This is a genomic window from Alicyclobacillus herbarius DSM 13609 (assembly GCF_000430585.1).
Lineage (GTDB): Bacteria > Bacillota > Bacilli > Alicyclobacillales > Alicyclobacillaceae > Alicyclobacillus_G > Alicyclobacillus_G herbarius.
On the sequence record NZ_AUMH01000015.1, the window covers coordinates 58,930 to 75,963 of the forward strand.

20 protein-coding genes are annotated in these 17,034 nt (G+C 54.9%); 9 read left to right on the forward strand and 11 right to left on the reverse strand.

Annotation, left to right across the window (positions count from 1 at the left end; all coding sequences use genetic code 11):
- Positions 1-72 precede the first annotated feature (72 nt).
- Both H522_RS0111310 and H522_RS0111315 read right to left on the reverse strand, forming a co-directional pair.
- Positions 73-312 carry a ferredoxin family protein gene (locus tag H522_RS0111310; RefSeq protein ID WP_026962395.1) on the reverse strand — a complete coding sequence of 80 codons (240 nt, stop codon included), beginning with the start codon at positions 310-312 and terminating at the stop codon, positions 73-75.
- Positions 313-403: 91 nt separating this feature from the next.
- Positions 404-1,423, reverse strand: coding sequence for a phosphatase PAP2 family protein (locus H522_RS0111315; protein WP_026962396.1), 1,020 nt, complete (start codon positions 1,421-1,423; stop codon positions 404-406).
- A gap of 284 nt (positions 1,424-1,707) precedes the next feature.
- Between H522_RS0111315 and H522_RS19060 the strand changes: the two genes are divergently transcribed.
- The 3 genes from H522_RS19060 to yfmH all read left to right on the forward strand — a co-directional run bounded on the left by H522_RS19060 (position 1,708) and on the right by yfmH (position 4,634).
- Positions 1,708-1,944, forward strand: coding sequence for a hypothetical protein (locus tag H522_RS19060; RefSeq protein WP_035453601.1), 237 nt, complete (start codon positions 1,708-1,710; stop codon positions 1,942-1,944).
- A 118-nt stretch (positions 1,945-2,062) separates the two neighbouring features.
- A complete protein-coding gene (gene yfmF, locus H522_RS0111325) occupies positions 2,063-3,352 on the forward strand; it encodes an EF-P 5-aminopentanol modification-associated protein YfmF (RefSeq protein WP_026962397.1) in 1,290 nt (429 codons plus the stop codon).
- Positions 3,345-4,634 carry an EF-P 5-aminopentanol modification-associated protein YfmH gene (yfmH, locus tag H522_RS0111330; RefSeq protein ID WP_026962398.1) on the forward strand — a complete coding sequence of 430 codons (1,290 nt, stop codon included), beginning with the start codon at positions 3,345-3,347 and terminating at the stop codon, positions 4,632-4,634. The genes yfmF and yfmH overlap by 8 nt, the downstream gene beginning before the upstream one ends.
- Positions 4,635-4,726: 92 nt before the next feature.
- On the opposite strand, the gene H522_RS0111335 is transcribed toward yfmH, so the two are convergent.
- The 5 genes from H522_RS0111335 to H522_RS0111355 all read right to left on the reverse strand — a co-directional run bounded on the left by H522_RS0111335 (position 4,727) and on the right by H522_RS0111355 (position 8,906).
- On the reverse strand, positions 4,727-5,467 hold the full coding sequence (locus tag H522_RS0111335; protein ID WP_026962399.1) for a radical SAM protein: 741 nt from the start codon (positions 5,465-5,467) through the stop codon (positions 4,727-4,729).
- Entirely contained in the window at positions 5,457-5,939 is a 483-nt protein-coding gene (queD, locus tag H522_RS0111340) for a 6-carboxytetrahydropterin synthase QueD (protein ID WP_026962400.1), read from the reverse strand. The genes H522_RS0111335 and queD overlap by 11 nt, the downstream gene beginning before the upstream one ends.
- Before the next feature lie 363 nt (positions 5,940-6,302).
- On the reverse strand, positions 6,303-7,361 hold the full coding sequence (locus tag H522_RS0111345; RefSeq protein WP_245578092.1) for an aromatic ring-hydroxylating oxygenase subunit alpha: 1,059 nt from the start codon (positions 7,359-7,361) through the stop codon (positions 6,303-6,305).
- A 50-nt stretch (positions 7,362-7,411) separates the two neighbouring features.
- Entirely contained in the window at positions 7,412-8,332 is a 921-nt protein-coding gene (locus tag H522_RS0111350; protein ID WP_026962402.1) for a DMT family transporter, read from the reverse strand.
- A 103-nt stretch (positions 8,333-8,435) separates the two neighbouring features.
- Positions 8,436-8,906, reverse strand: coding sequence for a nucleoside deaminase (locus H522_RS0111355; RefSeq protein ID WP_026962403.1), 471 nt, complete (start codon positions 8,904-8,906; stop codon positions 8,436-8,438).
- 466 nt (positions 8,907-9,372) lie between these two features.
- Between H522_RS0111355 and H522_RS0111360 the strand changes: the two genes are divergently transcribed.
- From H522_RS0111360 to H522_RS0111370, 3 genes are read left to right on the forward strand one after another with little or no spacing between them, the layout of a single operon-like run.
- A complete protein-coding gene (locus H522_RS0111360) occupies positions 9,373-9,756 on the forward strand; it encodes a hotdog fold thioesterase (RefSeq protein WP_211230679.1) in 384 nt (127 codons plus the stop codon).
- The gene (locus H522_RS0111365; protein WP_026962405.1) at positions 9,753-10,163 is read left to right on the forward strand and encodes an acyl-CoA thioesterase; all 411 of its coding nucleotides are present in this window, start codon (positions 9,753-9,755) and stop codon (positions 10,161-10,163) included. The genes H522_RS0111360 and H522_RS0111365 overlap by 4 nt, the downstream gene beginning before the upstream one ends.
- A gap of 52 nt (positions 10,164-10,215) precedes the next feature.
- Positions 10,216-10,641, forward strand: coding sequence for an acyl-CoA thioesterase (locus tag H522_RS0111370; RefSeq protein ID WP_026962406.1), 426 nt, complete (start codon positions 10,216-10,218; stop codon positions 10,639-10,641).
- Between the two features lie 54 nt (positions 10,642-10,695).
- Here H522_RS0111370 and H522_RS0111375 read toward each other — a convergent pair whose 3' ends face one another.
- Both H522_RS0111375 and H522_RS0111380 read right to left on the reverse strand, forming a co-directional pair.
- Entirely contained in the window at positions 10,696-11,430 is a 735-nt protein-coding gene (locus tag H522_RS0111375; RefSeq protein ID WP_026962407.1) for a type 1 glutamine amidotransferase, read from the reverse strand.
- Positions 11,393-12,763, reverse strand: coding sequence for a Mur ligase family protein (locus H522_RS0111380; RefSeq protein WP_026962408.1), 1,371 nt, complete (start codon positions 12,761-12,763; stop codon positions 11,393-11,395). Before H522_RS0111380 ends, H522_RS0111375 begins: the two co-directional genes overlap by 38 nt.
- A 156-nt stretch (positions 12,764-12,919) precedes the next feature.
- Here H522_RS0111380 and H522_RS0111385 point away from each other — a divergent pair, with 156 nt between their 5' ends.
- The 3 genes from H522_RS0111385 to thpR are packed head-to-tail and all read left to right on the forward strand — an operon-like array spanning position 12,920 to position 14,407.
- Complete coding sequence (locus H522_RS0111385; protein WP_026962409.1) at positions 12,920-13,426, forward strand: GAF domain-containing protein; 507 nt, start codon at positions 12,920-12,922, stop codon at positions 13,424-13,426.
- A 25-nt stretch (positions 13,427-13,451) separates the two neighbouring features.
- The gene (locus tag H522_RS19065) at positions 13,452-13,817 is read left to right on the forward strand and encodes an arsenate reductase family protein (protein ID WP_035453603.1); all 366 of its coding nucleotides are present in this window, start codon (positions 13,452-13,454) and stop codon (positions 13,815-13,817) included.
- Positions 13,818-13,819: 2 nt separating this feature from the next.
- Positions 13,820-14,407: an RNA 2',3'-cyclic phosphodiesterase gene (gene thpR / locus H522_RS20605; RefSeq protein ID WP_026962410.1), complete on the forward strand. Its 588-nt coding sequence runs from the start codon at positions 13,820-13,822 to the stop codon at positions 14,405-14,407.
- Positions 14,408-14,434: 27 nt separating this feature from the next.
- Here the strand turns inward: thpR and H522_RS0111400 are convergent, their stop codons facing one another.
- Together H522_RS0111400 and H522_RS19075 are read right to left on the reverse strand one after the other, a co-directional pair.
- Entirely contained in the window at positions 14,435-15,391 is a 957-nt protein-coding gene (locus tag H522_RS0111400) for an MBL fold metallo-hydrolase (RefSeq protein ID WP_245578093.1), read from the reverse strand.
- On the reverse strand, positions 15,384-16,874 hold the full coding sequence (locus tag H522_RS19075; RefSeq protein WP_051344200.1) for an FtsW/RodA/SpoVE family cell cycle protein: 1,491 nt from the start codon (positions 16,872-16,874) through the stop codon (positions 15,384-15,386). Before H522_RS19075 ends, H522_RS0111400 begins: the two co-directional genes overlap by 8 nt.
- Positions 16,875-17,034: the final 160 nt, after the last annotated feature.

Sequence of the window (17,034 nt, forward strand, 5' to 3'; positions counted from 1 at the left end):
CCCCCACGTACTGTCGCCAGATCCGGGTTGGTCCGGAAGCAGAAGGCGACAGTACCGTGGATAAGGATTCATTTAACGATTCTGAAAGAACGCGCGGTTTTTCTCGATAAAGGACTTTTCTTCCTCAGGAACAAAATCCTCTTGGTAGATAGCAGAAACCGGGCAGACCGCCTCACATGCGCCGCAGTCGATGCAGGTATCCGGATCGATATAGTATTGGTCTTCTCCTTCTACGATGCAATCTACTGGGCAAGTCTCAACGCAATCAGCGGCCTTTTCTCCAATGCAAGGCGATGTGATGACGAACGCCACGTAGGACTCCTCCTCACTTGTAAACTGAGTTCATGATATACCAGCATTCCCTCATTTTCAATGGGATCTCAGTGAATTCAGCCTTTCTCACCTAGGCGAGTTCAGAGACCGATCCGCCCGTTTCCAGGGTCTGCTGTACCGGGGTTTTCAAAGCAGGCGCCGCAATGCTAGCGCGCAGGTGATTCCACTTCGCGACAAGTAGAGGTGCCACCTGCGTGGTCACCATCGCCAACGCCGCGCCGGCAATGACATCAATTCCGTAATGGATGCGCAAGTACAGCGTGGAGAAGATAATCAGCGTCACGGCGGGGATATATAACCAGCACCAGTTTCTTCGGTAGCGCCAAACTTGAACGCACATAACGATGGATAACCCCGTATGCAGGCTTGGGAAACAGTCACGCGCCAGAACCACTTGCCCTAGTGTCAGAAGGTGTGTAATCCCGCCAATCGGTTCTGGATAATGGACGGTAAATACCGGGCCAATCGCCGGCACGAAGACGTATGTGAGGTAGCCGATATAAAACGTCAAGGCAGCGGTAAAGACGTATTCCTGCATGGCCACCGGATGACGGCGAAGCATCAAGAAAATGGTGAGATACAGCAAGCCAAACCATGACATGTAGGACGCGCTGAGCAACCAGGTCAATGGCCGGAATATGATCGGCTCGAGCCATTGTGACGGTAATCGACCAAAAAACAGCACTTGGTCAATATGCTTCAGGACGACATCATGGTCCACCGGGTTAAGAATGGAAATATAGAAGAGGACGCTCTTGTACACAGCCATGACCACAAAAAAGGCGATGGTCGCGCGCACGCCGACAGCAAACCGGCGGACGCCCTGATGTTCGGATTGGTACAATCGACTGTACAAAGCGGCGAGAATGAGAAAGGTAGCCGTAAATAACCACGTGGTCAAATTCTGCGCGATACCGACCATGTTGTTCAAGATTTGCCAGTGGTATCCGGTCACTCCGAAAACCAGGTCAATCTTGTGCGCCAGTCGAAAAAACAAAACCGCTAAGAAAGATAACGCGAGAATCCCCAGAATCTCGTACAATTCCAGGGCAAAAATGACTCGTTTGAGATGGAATCCCCAGCGTGACATCGAATACCCTCCCAGCTTCCGTGACGACATGCCATCATGCTGTCCACGCTGTGATGTCTATCGTCCATGGGGAGCCTAATGGATACTATATCACACTTACGGACAAGCCTTCATTCGGACAATTGGGGCGGAGGCCGGGCAATGGCCTGGGGCGTGTCGTTCACTTGGCAGGAATTCGCGAACTTTTGGAGAAAAGTAAGGCAGATAAAAAGTCCGGAATCTTCGGCGGTATACGTTGTTTGTCCTTCCCATATGCATTTAGTAAAATGAAAGGAAGGGATCGCATGTACCAATGTCCGGTGTGTGGGGAACTTTTGGAAGCCCTGACCAACGTTCATTGCCTGTCGAAACACCAATGTACACGCGACGACTTCATCGCCCGCCACGGGGCGCCGAAATTTGTCGCGCCGAAACTCAGCCGTGAGATTCAGCGTTGGATTCGCGAGTCCCAGGTGATTACGCGTCTGGATTATGAGATTGCGCAAGCGTCGGCTCGAAATCAACTCGGCCGGCGCTATTAGATTTATTTGTCCATCTGATAATTCGGCGCGTTTTCGACCATACTGTCAATCGGGAAAAGGGGCGGTGGCAGATCACCGCCCCTTTCGCCAACATGTTAAACAGACTGGGGTGTCGCCTGTGTCGTTTGTCAGTTTTCAAGAAGGTCGCTGTACCATACATATCCTTGGGACCCCGCAATTTCACACTCGCCATATCAATGTCAAAATGACGAAGCCAATCCGTCGACCCGATGTGACGGCCACGGCCATGCTCCCCTATCTCTGGATGGAGGGGACGAGCACATACCCATCCGCCCTGGAGATTATTCGCCGCAGCGATACGCTCTTCGGAACGGTTCTGCAGACCGGGGTGGGCAAGCGCGGCAGTCGGCAGATGGTTGAGGCGTACGCAGGTTTTGCTGCCGCGAAGGCAGATGATACGTTGTTTTCCGATGTACTGGCGTTGGTGTTGGAGATTATGTTTGATCCGGCGACCGTGGACGGAACCTTTCCCGAGGGTCACGTAGAACGTCAACGGGTGTTACACCAAAAGCGCATTGCCAGTGTTTATGACGATAAGATTCAATACGCGTATGAACGGTGTATGGCTGAAGTGGCCAGGGGTCGACCGGAGTCCCTGCCGCGCTTGGGGTTTACCGAGGACCTCAAGGACTGCACTGGTGCACGCTTATGGCAGGCCTATCAAGACCTTTGCGACGAGGCTGACATTCATGTCTATGTGGTGGGGCCCATATCCGATGCCGAGGCGCAAGCAAAAATCATCCTCAGTCGGATCAATGCCGCGTTTACCCGTTTGTCCACACGCGCACCCGAGTCTGAGTCTGTGGTACAAGCGCTCCCTGTACGTGCCGGTCAGGAGCGGCAGGTGGTCGATGAGCAGTCCGTGGTGCAAGGAAAGCTCAATTTGGGTATCCGTACGGGGATATCTTATAAAGACGAAAGCTATCCCGCGTTGTTGGTGGCCAATGGGATTCTCGGGGGATTTCCACACTCGAAGCTGTTCCGCAATGTACGTGAAAAGGCCAGTTTGGCTTACTACGCATCCAGCCGTTTGGACGCGTTGACTGGCGTCATTTCAGTGCAAACCGGGATTGAGGTGGCCAACTACGACAGAGTGCTTGCCATCATAAAAGAACAGATTCAAGCATTGAGAAACGGCGATGTAGACGAAAACGAACTCGACTATACAAAACGGGGTTTGCGAAACCAGTATCAGGTAATGCTCGATCAACCGATGACGATGGCGGATCAACACTTTGTCGGTGTGTTAGCTGGGAACCCTCGTTCCATTCCTGAGCTGTTGACGGCCATTGACCAGGTCACACCCGCAGACGTGGCCCAGGTCGCGGCGAATTGGACAGTGGATATCGTCTATTTTCTCAAAGGGCGGGTGCAGACCAGTGCGTGAGGTTTATGTGGAACCGCTAGAAATGACACTTCATCACGATACGCTAGACAACGGCTTAACCGTTGTGCTTCTACCGATGAAAGGGTTTCAGCAAACGTTTGCGTCGCTGACAACCCGTTTTGGCTCCATTCATCAAGCGTTTCAGGTCGCCGGCAGCAATGAAGAACTCATCGTACCGGACGGCGTCGCCCATTTCTTGGAGCACAAAATGTTCGATATGCCGACTGGCGATGTCTTTCGCGATTTTGCCCAACATGGCGCCGCAGCCAACGCGTTTACCAGCTTTGAGCAAACAACCTACTTGTTTTCCTGCACGGAGGATTTGCTCGAAAACGTCAATATCCTGCTCAACTACGTACAAGAACCCTACTTTACCGAGGAGAGCGTGGAAAAGGAAAAGGGCATCATCTGTCAAGAAATTCGGATGTATGACGACAATCCGGATTGGCGCTGTTTCTTCACGCTGTTGGACTGTCTGTATCAACGTCATCCCTTACGCATTCCCATCGCCGGGACCGTTGAAAGCATCGCCCAGATTGATGCAAGCTTGCTCTATAAATGTTATGAGACGTTTTATCATCCGGGGAACATGTTGTTTTTTGCCGCCGGTGGGTTCGATCCGGCCGCACTGCGCACTGTGCTTGAGGACAACCAGAAGAAGAAAACGTTCCGTAAGTGGCTACATGTACACCCCAAGCCTGTGGAAGAACCGAAAGAGATTTCCTGTTCACGCAGGACGGCTCAACTGGGTGTGAGCCAACCGCGTTGTCTGATTGGCTGGAAAGACCGCCAGACGGGGCTGCGAGGGGAAGGTCTGCTGCGGCAGGAGCTGCTGACGGGGGTCATTTTGGATACGCTGTTTGGACGGGGAAGCGAGTGTTACCACCAGCTGCTCGACGAAGGGCTGATTGATCAACACTTTTCCTGGGAGTACGAGGTATCGAACAGTTACGGTTATACACTTCTTGGCGGAAACACGACCAATCCCGATTCGTTGTTGGAACGGGTGGACCGTACGGTCACGCGTGCCATCGAGAATGGGCTGTCCGAGGAATCGTTCCGGCGCAACGTACGCAAAGCGATTGGACGGTTTGTCATGGGGGTTGATTCACCGGCCGGGGTTGCTCGAAACTACACGGCGTACTGGGTCAAGGGCGTGGACTGGATGAACGCCATTCAGGTCTTGAATGACTTGAGGCTGGAGGAAGCAGAGGCACGCCTCCGCGAACATCTCGTTCCGGACCAGCGCGCCATCTCCATCGTGGAACCTGTATCCCCATAAAAGACGGCTTAAAGTGTGTGTCTGGGGCTAGCCCGGCCTAAACGGGACAACAGTCCACTGGACCGTTGTCTGGCGACCAGGCCGACAACCTCTTAAACGCCTCGGCGGTCGGGATCCCAGATGACCTTGTGCAACTGCAGGCTCAGTTTCACATCTTTTACATGGTGCTCGTGCATCAGTTCAACGAGGCGGGCGGGAGGCATGGAGCCAAACACTGGGCTGAACAAGGGTTGGCCCTGTTTGACCCATGACCGGAGGACCTTTAAGGCGGTATAAAAGTCCGCCTCGTCTGCAATCACGAACTTAATTTCGTCGCGCTCTGTGAGCAGTTCGTAGTTGCTGCGTATCATTCGCGCCTCTTCGCCGCTGGAGGGCAATTTATAATCCAGGATGAAACGCAGCTTTCGAGCTGCCAGCGGGTTTTCTAGACGCAGCGTCGCAAACGGGGCGAGATCGACTGCTCCTCCGGTTTCCACGTGCACGTCCTTAAGACATGGAAGTTGAACCAATTCCTGAATCAGGAACAGCACTTTATCTGTGTACAGCAAGGGTTCGCCGCCTGTCAGGCAAACGTAGTGATTGCCAAACTCCTTCACCTTTTCAATAATCTCTTGGATAGACGCGGAAAAGGCGGGGGCGTGCGGCGCATAGCTGTAAGGGGTGTCACACCACCGACAGCGCAGGTTGCAGTTGTATAAACGAACGAATGTGGTGGGGAACCCTGCCTTCGTTCCCTCTCCCTCGATGGTGGAAAACAGTTCGACCAGCGGCAAACGTACGGTGGCTGGTGTGGACGATTGAACTGCCAAGGCTTCCTGGGAATTATTGTCCATTGTCTTCCATCCACTCCCGCTTCAGCATGGCGCTGCTCGTCGGTGTTTCATATAGGCAGAGTTCTTCAAGGCGCAACCCACGTGCCTTCCATCCTTCGTGAGCCAGTTGGTTGTCCAGTTGCTCCCATATCCAAACAATGAGGTTCTCTGCGCTGGTATTCATAGGCGGCAGAACCTCGTTGAGATACCGGTGGTCGAGCCGTTTTGCGATGGTTTCCTCGTAAATCCGCTTTAGGTCGGCGAAATCCATGCACAGCCCGCGCTCATCTGGGATGCCGCTGACGGTGATTACGAGACGGTACGTATGGCCATGCAGGCTCTGACACTTGCCTTCATAAAGATGCAGGTGATGGGCTGCGTCGAATGTAAACTCCTTGCGTACGGCGACTCGTTTTTGATGGTATCGGAGCTGGCCCGGGTGAATATCTTCATGCAGGCGTTGAATCTTTTTCGGGATCTCGTATTCCCCCATGAAAAGCCCTCCTCCCATGACAGCATGATGCCGCGAATCGGGACTGGAGTCAAACCGGATCGATGCGCCGCAGACATTGCAGGAATGGGCCGAATTTCCTATCAAAAGTTAAGGGAGTGGAAACACAGATAGGAGGGTCTCGTGAAGCTTACATACGGATTGGACGAATCCCTACATCTCATAGGTTTACGGTCATGTGTGCGTCGTCCAGTTCGTCCTGGGTGATTCCAATTACCTAACCGTTGTCTCTGGTGTGGTGGTTCAACAGCTTATGAATCAGTGTCATGTCCTTTCCTTGCTTGTACGTGTGATAAGCGAACGTCTTTCATCCGGATGGTCTACAGCTGTTTCAGCTGTCTAAGGTCAACTCGTGTAGGATGAGCTCAGTCCGAGTTCCTTCAGTTTTTTGCGATAATGAATCGAAGCGAGATCCGCCGCGATGTGGGCTTCGGTCTGTAAATCGAGCGGCAGTTCCTCAGGCTTCTGGGATTCTATGATGGCCTTGTCTTCGACAAAAATCTGTAGATTGAACTTACGCGTCTCTTCCACGGGGGAAGTTTTGTCAAAGTTCCGTGCCAGAGGACTAAAGAGTCGAGTCATTCGGGAGGACATCGGGAGGGGGGCGTTCAAAATCACCAAGCGCCCGTCATTCGGAAAGTGCACGGTAAGCTTGGCCGCGAACGGCGGGTACACGTCAAACACCCGCAGCCACTGGAAGTTTGGGGGAGCCAGGTGTTGCAATGCCTTCGGATAGTTGCTGACCGTGCTCAGGTACTCGACATGCAAACCGTAGTCGGTGGTTTCGACCGTATAACTGGGCACGTAAGGATTGTTTCGGTCCCCAAAGCTCTCACTGTGTACCCACGCAAAGTGCGCGACGTCTAGGAAACCTTCCATCTGCCGCCCAGCCGATCCCGCAATATCAATTGTAGGCGGCATAATGCCCTGGAACTCCGGATTGTCCCATTCGGGGAAAGGCGGCAGCGTTTCCCGCGTCCCGTTCAATGTCGTCCAGATTAGGCCGTAACGTTCAATCGCCGGGAACACATGGATTTTTAACTTGGGGGAAATTCCGTCCGTTTGTTGTCGGGCTGGGACCGCGGTACACCGGCCATCGGTTCCATACCGGAAACCGTGGTAAGGACAAACGATTTCATTGCCTTCGACCCAACCCAGACTCAGCGGCACACCACGATGGGCGCACAGATCCCGGGCCACCACTGCCACCCCGTTTGCTCGATAGCAGACGAGGTCCACATCCAAGAGCCTCGTGGGCACGGGTTTTTCGTTCACTTCGGCGGACGTTGCGACTGGAAACCAGTACTCGGAAAGGATGACGAAGTCCTCCGGATTGAAGCTGCAATTTCTCGGAGGAACTACCTTTCTCCAGCGATCCTCCAAAGATTTATCCCTGTCCTTCACGAAAAGATCCCTCCTTGTTTTTTTCACGGGCGACACTGCGATTTGATGTGTCAAATGAACGACGACGAGCCGTACATGAGGATTGACAGAACACCGCACACGACCAAAGCTGTCGCCACGTAGGACACCCAGGTAAATTTCTCAAGTCCTCGAAAAAACAATGAGGATAGAATCGACACAATGATGGGTTGCATGCCAAGGATCACCGCAACCGTCGAGACGGACGCGGCAGCTATGGATATGAAAGACGTAAGTACTCCCAACGCAGACAGAACACTCGCAGCAAAGATGTCGAGACTACGGTGGTGAACATAAAATTTTGTGTGATCGACGAGACGGCCGGTCCAAATTAAATAGAGGGCGTACGCGAGAGTTGCTACGGTCAAATCTACAGCAGCTCCAAGCAGTACAGGGACCTGGTCTGCGCCCATTTTTCGCAGAAGATGTCCGATGCTTTGGAATAGGGCGGACACTAGGCCGAATAGAATGCCTTCTTCAACGGGCGTCATCCACCCGCGTTCACCCGTTTTCGTCCTTTCCATGATCAACAGGGCAATGCTCGCGAGCATAAATATAAAGCCAAGTTTGTCGCCTAGGCCGAGTGGTTCCCGGAGGAAAATGACCGCGATTGCGACCGTCATCATTGGTGCGACGGATTTAATGACAATCCCGCGGGTGGCGCCGAGTCGAGAAATCGAAGCAAGAAGCGTCATCCGGCTCAAGAAGTTCCAACTCAATCCGGCTAGGAGGCAGTACAAAAGAGGCATGCGCCACGCTGGACCGATATGGAATTCGGCTGGCGCCGATAGCAAACGAACCAGACATGCCGAAATTAAGATGATGGTGCTTATCACCAGCATGGGCAGCAATCCGTTGTCCGATGTTTCTCCCTTTATTTGGGCGCGATTGACGTAGATGTAGGAAAGTCCAAATGAGAGCACGGATACGACTGCTGTCACTTCACCCCGCAAATGAATGCCTCCTAAGTGATGCGTGAACAGGCTTGTTTCACGATATGACCTCCCATGTCAAAGTATGCCCGGTGATAAGGGACGAGGATTACGGCGGCGTAGCTCAGTACTTGATTTTATGGTTCGACTCTTGCCATTTGCGGAAAGGTACGTCACTACCGGGAAGAACAATTTGTTTCATCTTGATGACCCTTTGGTCTTGAGGCAAGTAGAGCTGTTCGAAGATAAATTCATCGTCGAACCCGATTTTCGCCGCCGCTTCTTTTGTACAGGCGTAATAGACAGCTTTTGGCCTGGCCCAATAGATAGCTCCCATGCACATCGGACACGGCTCGCAGCTCGTATAAATCTCACAGTCCGTCAATTGGAAGTCATTCAGATATCGGCACGCCCCGCGAATGGCCTGAATTTCGGCATGGGCTGTCGGATCGTTCGTCGCCGTCACCTCGTTCCGTCCTACACTGATGACTTTCTGATCTTTGACGACAATGGCGCCAAACGGTCCGCCGTGATTGCTGTCCACATTTTCAGCGGCCAACTTGATTACCCGCTCAATGAACGCTTCCTGTTTCAACAATATGTTCAAATACCCTCACCTCTGGTCTCCGAACGGTGTCGGTAGAGAGTACGTTCATTTGTACGCACAGGAGAGGTAAGACGGAATAAGTCAATAGCCTATTTTTCAGCCATGCACCAAGTCGAAGTTGTGGTATCCGTCAGAACTCCTGTTGAACAACTATAATGCTTTGCATACTTGGCTTTCTATTTGACGCGAGCACTGGTTCGTCCATTCGTCAATCGGTTATTACGTCAGGCCAGCTTGGACAGAGAGGTTTTTCGAAATGTCAAACCTCGTCACTTGGTTCTGGTCTTTAAGCACAATCTCGTGTACTCTAGTTTTTATAGGTAGCGTTCTCCTTTCCTGATTCCCCCAATTCCGTTACAATAAACGAAGTCAGGAGACCGTCACCTTCAAATTTCCACGAAATTCGGGACTACGCCTAGGGAGGAATCCTGATTTGCAGCTGGAAGCGACTCACATGATGAAGACACTCGGCATCGAAATTGTCGAGTTGGAAAAGGACCGGGTCGTGATGACGATGCCCGTTGACGACCGAACGCGCCAGCCGTATGGCATGCTGCACGGTGGGGCATCGGTGGCCCTTGCGGAATCGGCGGCCAGCTTTGGCACCGCCTTGAATCTCGACCTGGAGAAGCAAATGGGCGTCGGCCTGGAAATCAGTGCGAATCATATTCGTCCAAAATCGGATGGGCAGGTCACGGCCACGGCGGTCCCCGTGCATCGTGGGCGAACAACCATGGTCTGGGATATCCGGATTACCGATGAACAAGGACGCTTAATCTGTGTATCTCGTTGTACCGTGGCTGTGGTATCTCGGGAAAGGGCTGGTGAGAGTCAATGAGGCACGTCACGACGATTCGTGTCCGGTTTTCGGATACGGATATGTTTGGGCATGTGAACAATGCGCGTTATTTTACCTATATGGAGGAGGCGCGCGTCAAGTTTCTGGAAGACGTGGTGGGTGCCGATGAACTTCCGACCATTTTGGCTTCCGCCAAGGTTGATTTTCGCGGACAGACGTTTTTCCGAGATTGTGTTCGCATTGAGACGTGGATCAGTCGAATTGGCCACAAGAGTTTTGAGTTTTCGTATCGAATGACACGGGACAACACGGGAGAGTTGTTGTTTGAAGGCTCCACCGTTCTCGTCTGTTACGATTACGAGCGCATGGAATCAATCCCTATTCCGCCTGAGTGGAGAGTAAAACTGGAGGAATACCTTGAACCGCTGGATACGCCGGCGTACTGACGACACGGGTTATGGTGTCGTTACATCATGTGCAGCCCGGGAGGTATACTCGTTGTTCAAACAAGAAATCGTGGTTCGCTTTGGGGAATGCGACGGCTTGGGGCATGTCAACAACACGACGTACTTTACCTACATGGAGCATGCCCGAATCGATGTGTTTCGGTTGTTTAACCCCACCTTATCTGTAGCCGCATGGAACCTGATTGCTGCGTCAACGCGCTGCGACTTCCTCCAGCAGGCCACCTATGCGCAAACCTTAACCATTTACACCTGGATTGGCCGAATTGGGAACCGCAGTTTTGACGTGGAACACGCGATTCAGGCCGAGGACGGGTCCTGGGTGGCGCGAGGCCAAGCCACCTTAGTCACGTTCGATTACACCCGAAACGCGTCACGCCCTTTAAGCGACGAGGAGCGACGCGCGCTGGAGGGGCACTGCCAGGCACCGGCAAACGTTCCGGACCTGCACGCGCGCTGAGGAGGATCGATGGCCATGCACAGCGGGGATGGGGAATTATCCCCGCTTTCGCCTTCAGCCCGTCGGCAGGTCCAAGCGTCGCGAGAGGAATGCGTGATGAGCCGCCATCTCGAAGGCATCGTCGAGGGGAGCTAGTGTGGCCCGAATCCCGGCATAATCCAATGCCAGCTGTAACATATGGTCGGCCAGGCGGGGATTCTTGGGCAACAGCGGACCGTGGATGTATGTCCCGATGACGTTCTGATATCGAACCCCTTCCTTACCGTCACGGCCGTTGTTCCCGTGCCCTTTCAACACCGTCCCAAGCGGCTCATGGCCGTGTCGCGTGCGCCCGCCGTGGTTCTCAAACCCGACAATCGTGCCCAACTCAGGCCCGGCGTCAATCGCGATGTTGCCGATGAGACGAGGCCCATCCGCTTTCGTGACTAGGTCCAAGAGTTCCAGTCCGGCGACCTTTCGTCCGTCAGGCAGTTGGTAATACTCGCCGAGGAGTTGATAGCCTCCGCAGACGGCCAAAACGGGCAAGCCGGCGTGGACGGCTTGGCGCCACTCCAGCTTGTTCTTTCCTAAGGTCTTCGCCACCAGTTCCTGTTCCCGGTCCGATCCGCCCCCCAACAGAACCAGGTGATACTGTTCGAGCCTCGGCTCTTCTCCAGATGGAACCGGGATGACTTCTGTCTCAATCCCTCGCCACCGGCAGCGCTGGACCAGAACACGGATGTTGCCCTTATCCGCGTACAAATTCAACAGGTCAGGATACAGATGTGCGATACGCAGTTTCGTGGGCATATGCGTTCACCTTTCGTTCTAAGCATTCGGCCATCGGGTACAGTGCCGTGTATGTGGATAAAACGTACACCGGAACGGGCCCATGTTCCTCGGCCAGCGCGAGCGACATATCTACCGCCAAATTGAGGTTCGGTTGCACGTGCATTTGGACCGTCGGGTAACCGGCATACTTTAATCGCAGGGCCATATCTTCCGCGCGCAGCCCAGTGGTCACGATGTGCACGGCCTGACCAGACTCCGCCAACCACTCAAAATCAGCATCCCACAACCACGAGACATCTCGACCGTCCGCCGCCAGGTCATTGATGGCGATGCAGACGACCTTGGGCTGGGCATCCTGACAGATGGCCTGCAGGACGCTATCACACCCGGTGGGATTCTTAATCAGATTGAGAATCGCTTCCGGACGGGTCGAGAACACCTGCATTCGGCCCAAGGGGGCCCGGAAGGCGTCGAGCCCGCGCTGGATGTGCTCTGTCCCTAACCCGCACACCCGCGCTGCGGCCACGGCGCACAAGGCGTTGTAGACATTGAACAAGCCACGCACGGGCAGGCGCAGGGTGACGTCCGGCTGACCCGCCTGCTTCAGCTGCAGCGCCGCACCCTCCACGCGGGCGAGAAAGTCAGGATGGGGACGGAAGAAGTCGCAGTTCGGACAGCGATACACACCGAGCTGTCCATAGAAAAAGCCATCATAGGCCAATCGTTCGCCGCATTCGAGACAAAACGCACCGTCGCGCATCTGTTCACGCGTTTGCGGGCTCAGGTGCCGTTCATCGAGTCCAAAATACAAGACCCGCCCCGGGTGACCAAGTCCAATGTGGCGGGCGAGCGGATCGTCCCCATTCAAAACGAGTACCGCCTCGGTGTCTGCCAGACCGGAGATGATCTTCTGCATCGTGCTATCCAATTCCCCGTATCGGTCGAGTTGGTCGCGAAACACATTGGTGACGGCGGCGACGCGGATGGGAAAGCAGGAGGCGACCAAGGGAAGTGTGGCTTCATCAATTTCCAGCACCGCCGTCTTCGCCCGCAGGCGTCCTCGCCAGTCGGCGTGTTTGATCAAGGCAGCCGCCAGCCCCTGCTGCATGTTGGCGCCTTCTGCATTGGTGATGATGGGACCTTCCTGGCGCATCATGGCGGCGAGCAGTTGTGTGGTCGTGGTCTTTCCATTGGTCCCGGTCACGACAATGCAGCGCTCCAGTTGTCTCCCCAATTTCATCAGAATTCCCGGGGATACGCGCAGTGCGAATTTCCCTGGAAAACTGGTGGCGCGGCGTCCGGCGAGGCGCAGGAGGAATTCTAAGAGCTTTCCAATCCAAATTCCCAGCAATTTGTCCACTCCTTGCAGTCGATACGTCGCTCTCAAGGCTCATCCGAAAACGCAGTTCCTGGCCCATCCGGCCGCTTTCTGGATTATACTATATCATGGCTGTTGGTGGATGCCGGCGAGGTGGCTGGCATATGAGAGGAAAACGGAGGGTGAACGGTGTTCCAAACGACTGCAGTCGATACGTCATCCAAACCTGCGTTCTATCGGGATGTGGCGCGGCAAGTGCGCCACCTCGTCGAGGGCGAGCCGGATAGGATAGCAAACCTCAGCAACGTATCCGCATTGCTCAACATGCACATGGACACGATTAATTGGGTCGGATTCTATTTATGGCATCCGGAAGATGAACAACTGGTTCTCGGCCCTTTTCAAGGCAAGCCGGCTTGTGTACGCATCCCATATGGAAAAGGGGTTTGCGGGACGGCGGCACAACGCATGGAACCCGTGGTGGTCGAGGACGTGCTGTCGTTCCCCGGGCACATCGCCTGTGATGGAGCTTCCCGTTCTGAGGTGGTCGTGCCCATGATTCGCGACGGTCGCCTGATAGGGGTTCTCGACGTTGACAGCCCGGTGGTCGGGCGGTTTGACGCTGCCGACGCGGCAGGCTTATCCGAGGTGGTTAAGGTTCTCATAAAGACAATGAATCCCGAACAGGCGTGGTAGTAGAGGATGGGAGGCAACGAAGCCTATGGAGTTTTACGGATATCGTCGTTGTTCCACGTGCCGCAATGCGTATAAGTACCTCCAGGAACATGGCGTGGAGGTGGTTTTTCAGGATTTGGTGGACAAGCCTCCGACACGGGAACAGATTCGGCAATGGGTGAGTCGGCTCGGTCAGGGAATCGATCCGTTCCTCAATCGCCGTGGCACGCGGTTTCGCGAGCTGGGACTGAAAGACGCGCGGTTGAGTGAAGACGAATGGATAGAGAAACTCAGCGCCGACGGCAAGTTGTTCAAACGCCCCATTTTGGTTACGGATGAGGACATCATTCTCGGTTTTGACCGGGCGGCGTATGACCACGTCGTTGAGATGGAAAAGGCAAACGAGGGTTGAAAGTGGCACGCCTGTTCATCGGGATTGATTTTCCACCGGCGGAGAAGCAGCGGCTGGGTCTATTGCAGCAACGGCTCCAAACGCTTGGTGTCCGGGCCCATTGGACACCAAAACGGTTGCTGCACATGACGGTCTTGTTTCTTGGGGAAACGCCGGAAACGAACGTCGGCGGGATTCAGCGGACGGCCGCAGAGGTCCTGGCAGATGAGAGACCTTCGGTTTTGGCGGTTGACCGGGTCGGGTTGTTTCGTCGCAACCGAATTTTGTGGGTGGGGGTCCCATCGGCGTGTGAGAACCGATTCGCGCGCATTCAGCGACGTCTGGCCAAACGGCTGCGTAGAGAGCTGGGGATGGTCATAGAGGATAGGCCGTATCAAGCCCACATCACCCTTGCCCGTCAATTGCAATTTCCCGTCCCACGGCTCGAATCCCACGTGATGGATGGGCTGCGATTCGAGTTCTTGACGAATTCCCTGGTCCTGTTCGAATCGACACGGCAACACGGACAACTGGAATACGTCGTACGGGCGCGCCTGCCGATGCAGACGCCGCCCGGAAACGGTCAACCGGGGGCAGAACCCGGATGGTAAGTGTTCAGAAAGGGGATAGATCACCTTTCACTGGTCGGCTGCACGGCGGCGTTGCTCATACAGCAACAATCCCATCGCGTCCAACACCATGTCGATATCGAGCACGCGGATGTCGCCCACAGTATAGCCTCGTTCGGAGAGGTCCCGGGCCACCCAGTGACGCAGAGCCGCAACCACCTCGTCCACGGACAGTTCGGGCCGGTAGAGGTCACGGATGAGGTCCGCCATCGCCAACGCCCCGTGCAGAGTCCCCTGAATCGCCTCCTCTTTTGGAGATCGACCGAAATGAGTATGGTACACCCATTGAAATGGGATGTCTCGTAGCATGTTCATGGTGTTTTGGACCGCGTCCGGATCGAAATCCACGGGCGAGGTCGAAGGCATCACCCACTCAAAGTCCCAGCCTGTGAACAGGTCACGGTAGCGAATTCCCACCGCGTCCCCGGCGTACAGCGCGTCGGATAAAGGATCTAAGATGGTGAAGTGGTGTTTCGCATGGCCTGGGGAGTCAAAAAACGTCAGGGTACGCTGACCAATCGTCAAAGTTTCCCCGTGCTGGCGAATGAGGATCTGCTCGCTGGGAACCGATTCGACGCGTCCAAACAAGGTTTCCAGCTGTTCTCCATAGACTTCAGCCGCGCCCTGCCAGAGACGGGTCGGATTGATCATGTGTTTGGCGCCGCGGGGATGAACGACCAGTTTCGCGTTTTTCGCCTTCGCCATCATCTGTCCGGCGCCGCCGGCGTGGTCTAAATGGACATGGGTGACAATGACGTAGGCAATTCGCTCCGGGGTTACTCCCAGTTCTGCCAAGCCGGCGATGAGCCGGTCATGGCAGTTTGCGCAGCCGGTTTCAATCACGGTGACCTGTTCGTCGAGGATGACATAGGCCCCTGTACGGCCGCGAAGGCCTTGTTCCAATAAGTCAATCTGCCACACGCCGTTGCCCATGTCGACCAGGTAGTTTTGCATCGTTTCAGTCACGATCCCTTCTGCTTGGTTTCTTGCCCTTGCGAGACTTCGTTGGGTCCGACTGACTCCGATTGCGCTCGCGCCATGAGACGATGACCGGTTCACGGGGGCCGCGTTCACGTTCACGTCGACTCAAACTGGCCGCCGTCTCCTGGCGGGATCGCCAACTTTCACGCCTAGGCGTTTCACCACGCAGCCGCTTTGGCCGCAGTTGTGTCACGTTATTGCGCGAGGGCTGCTTGCGGAAACCACCCGGGTACCCGGCACTGAAGGCGGGTGTCGTCCGCTCGAGGGACGGTTTGGCCTGTGCGCGCTCGGCGCGGACCTCATCCACCGCAATGACATCGGCCAGTTGGTCAGCTTCCGGTTCGACATCCAGGGTATAGCGCGAAATGTTTAACAGGATGCCCATCGCAGTCAGATTGACGACGAGCGAGGTGCCGCCGTAGCTGATGAACGGCAAGGGAACTCCAGTCACCGGCAAGAGCCCTGTGACCGCGCCGAGGTTGATGACCGCCTTGATGACAATCATGCTGGTCAGCCCAACGGCGACCAACGCGGAGAAGCGGTTGGGCGCTTTCCTTGCGATGAGAAAGCCTCTCCAGGCCAGCACGCCAAAGATGACGAGCAAGGTAGCGCCGCCGACAAACCCCCATTCCTCGACAAACACCGGATAAATGAAATCGGCTTGCGGGACGGGTAAGTACCCGGTCTGGGCGATGCCCATGCCAAAGCCGCGGCCAAACCAGCCTCCGCTGGCCATGGCGGTCCAACCTTGCAGCAACTGGTAGCCTGTGTTCCCCTTATCCGCGAACGGGTGTAACCAGGCACTCATCCGGTCGGATCGGTATGAGGATAAAAAGGCGGCTGCCACCATCACCGGCAGCATAATGGCCCCTAAGATGAAGAGTCGACGCAAACGAACCCCCGAGGCAAATACCACGGTGAGACTCGTTGCCAGCAAGGTCAAGGCGGTCCCCATGTCGGGTTCCATAAATACCAAGAGGACTTCGATGCCAATCACAATCAACGCCGGACGCAGCCCGAGGCGAAAATCATCCAGGACGACAACCTTTCGGGTAAAGAAATATGCCAGGTAGATGACGCTCAGAACAATGGCGATCTCGGACGGTTGAATGTGGAACGACCCGCTCCCGAACCAGCGCCGGCTGCCGCCTGAAACGTGGCCGATGCCGGGGATGAGCACCAGGGTCAGGAGCGCGAAATTAACGAGGAGTAACAGCACCGCACGCCGGTACCAGTATTCGTAGTGAATCCAATGCATAAGAATGGTGAGAATCACCAGCCCCATCCCCGCTGCCAGCAACTGTCGAACCGCCATATTGTCAGCGGGGATAGGGGTCTTGGGGTGGGATGCGCTATAGTGCAGGGCGGCCGGCATACTTGCTGAGAAAATGGTGACGACACCCACAGCGCAGAGCAGGAGAATGGTGAAAAACAGGACGTAGTCAGGTTGATGGCGCTGTGCTTCCATGGGGGGTCACCTTCTTCAGCCAGGAATCGACATGGTCAAGCATTCAATCTTTGCATGTTCGACACGGGCTGAAGAATTCCCTGCCAGCGTGAGCGTGACACACAAAACTTTGCTTGTGTAACTTTGCCGTCGCTACAGGACTTACCACCAGTGCAGGCCG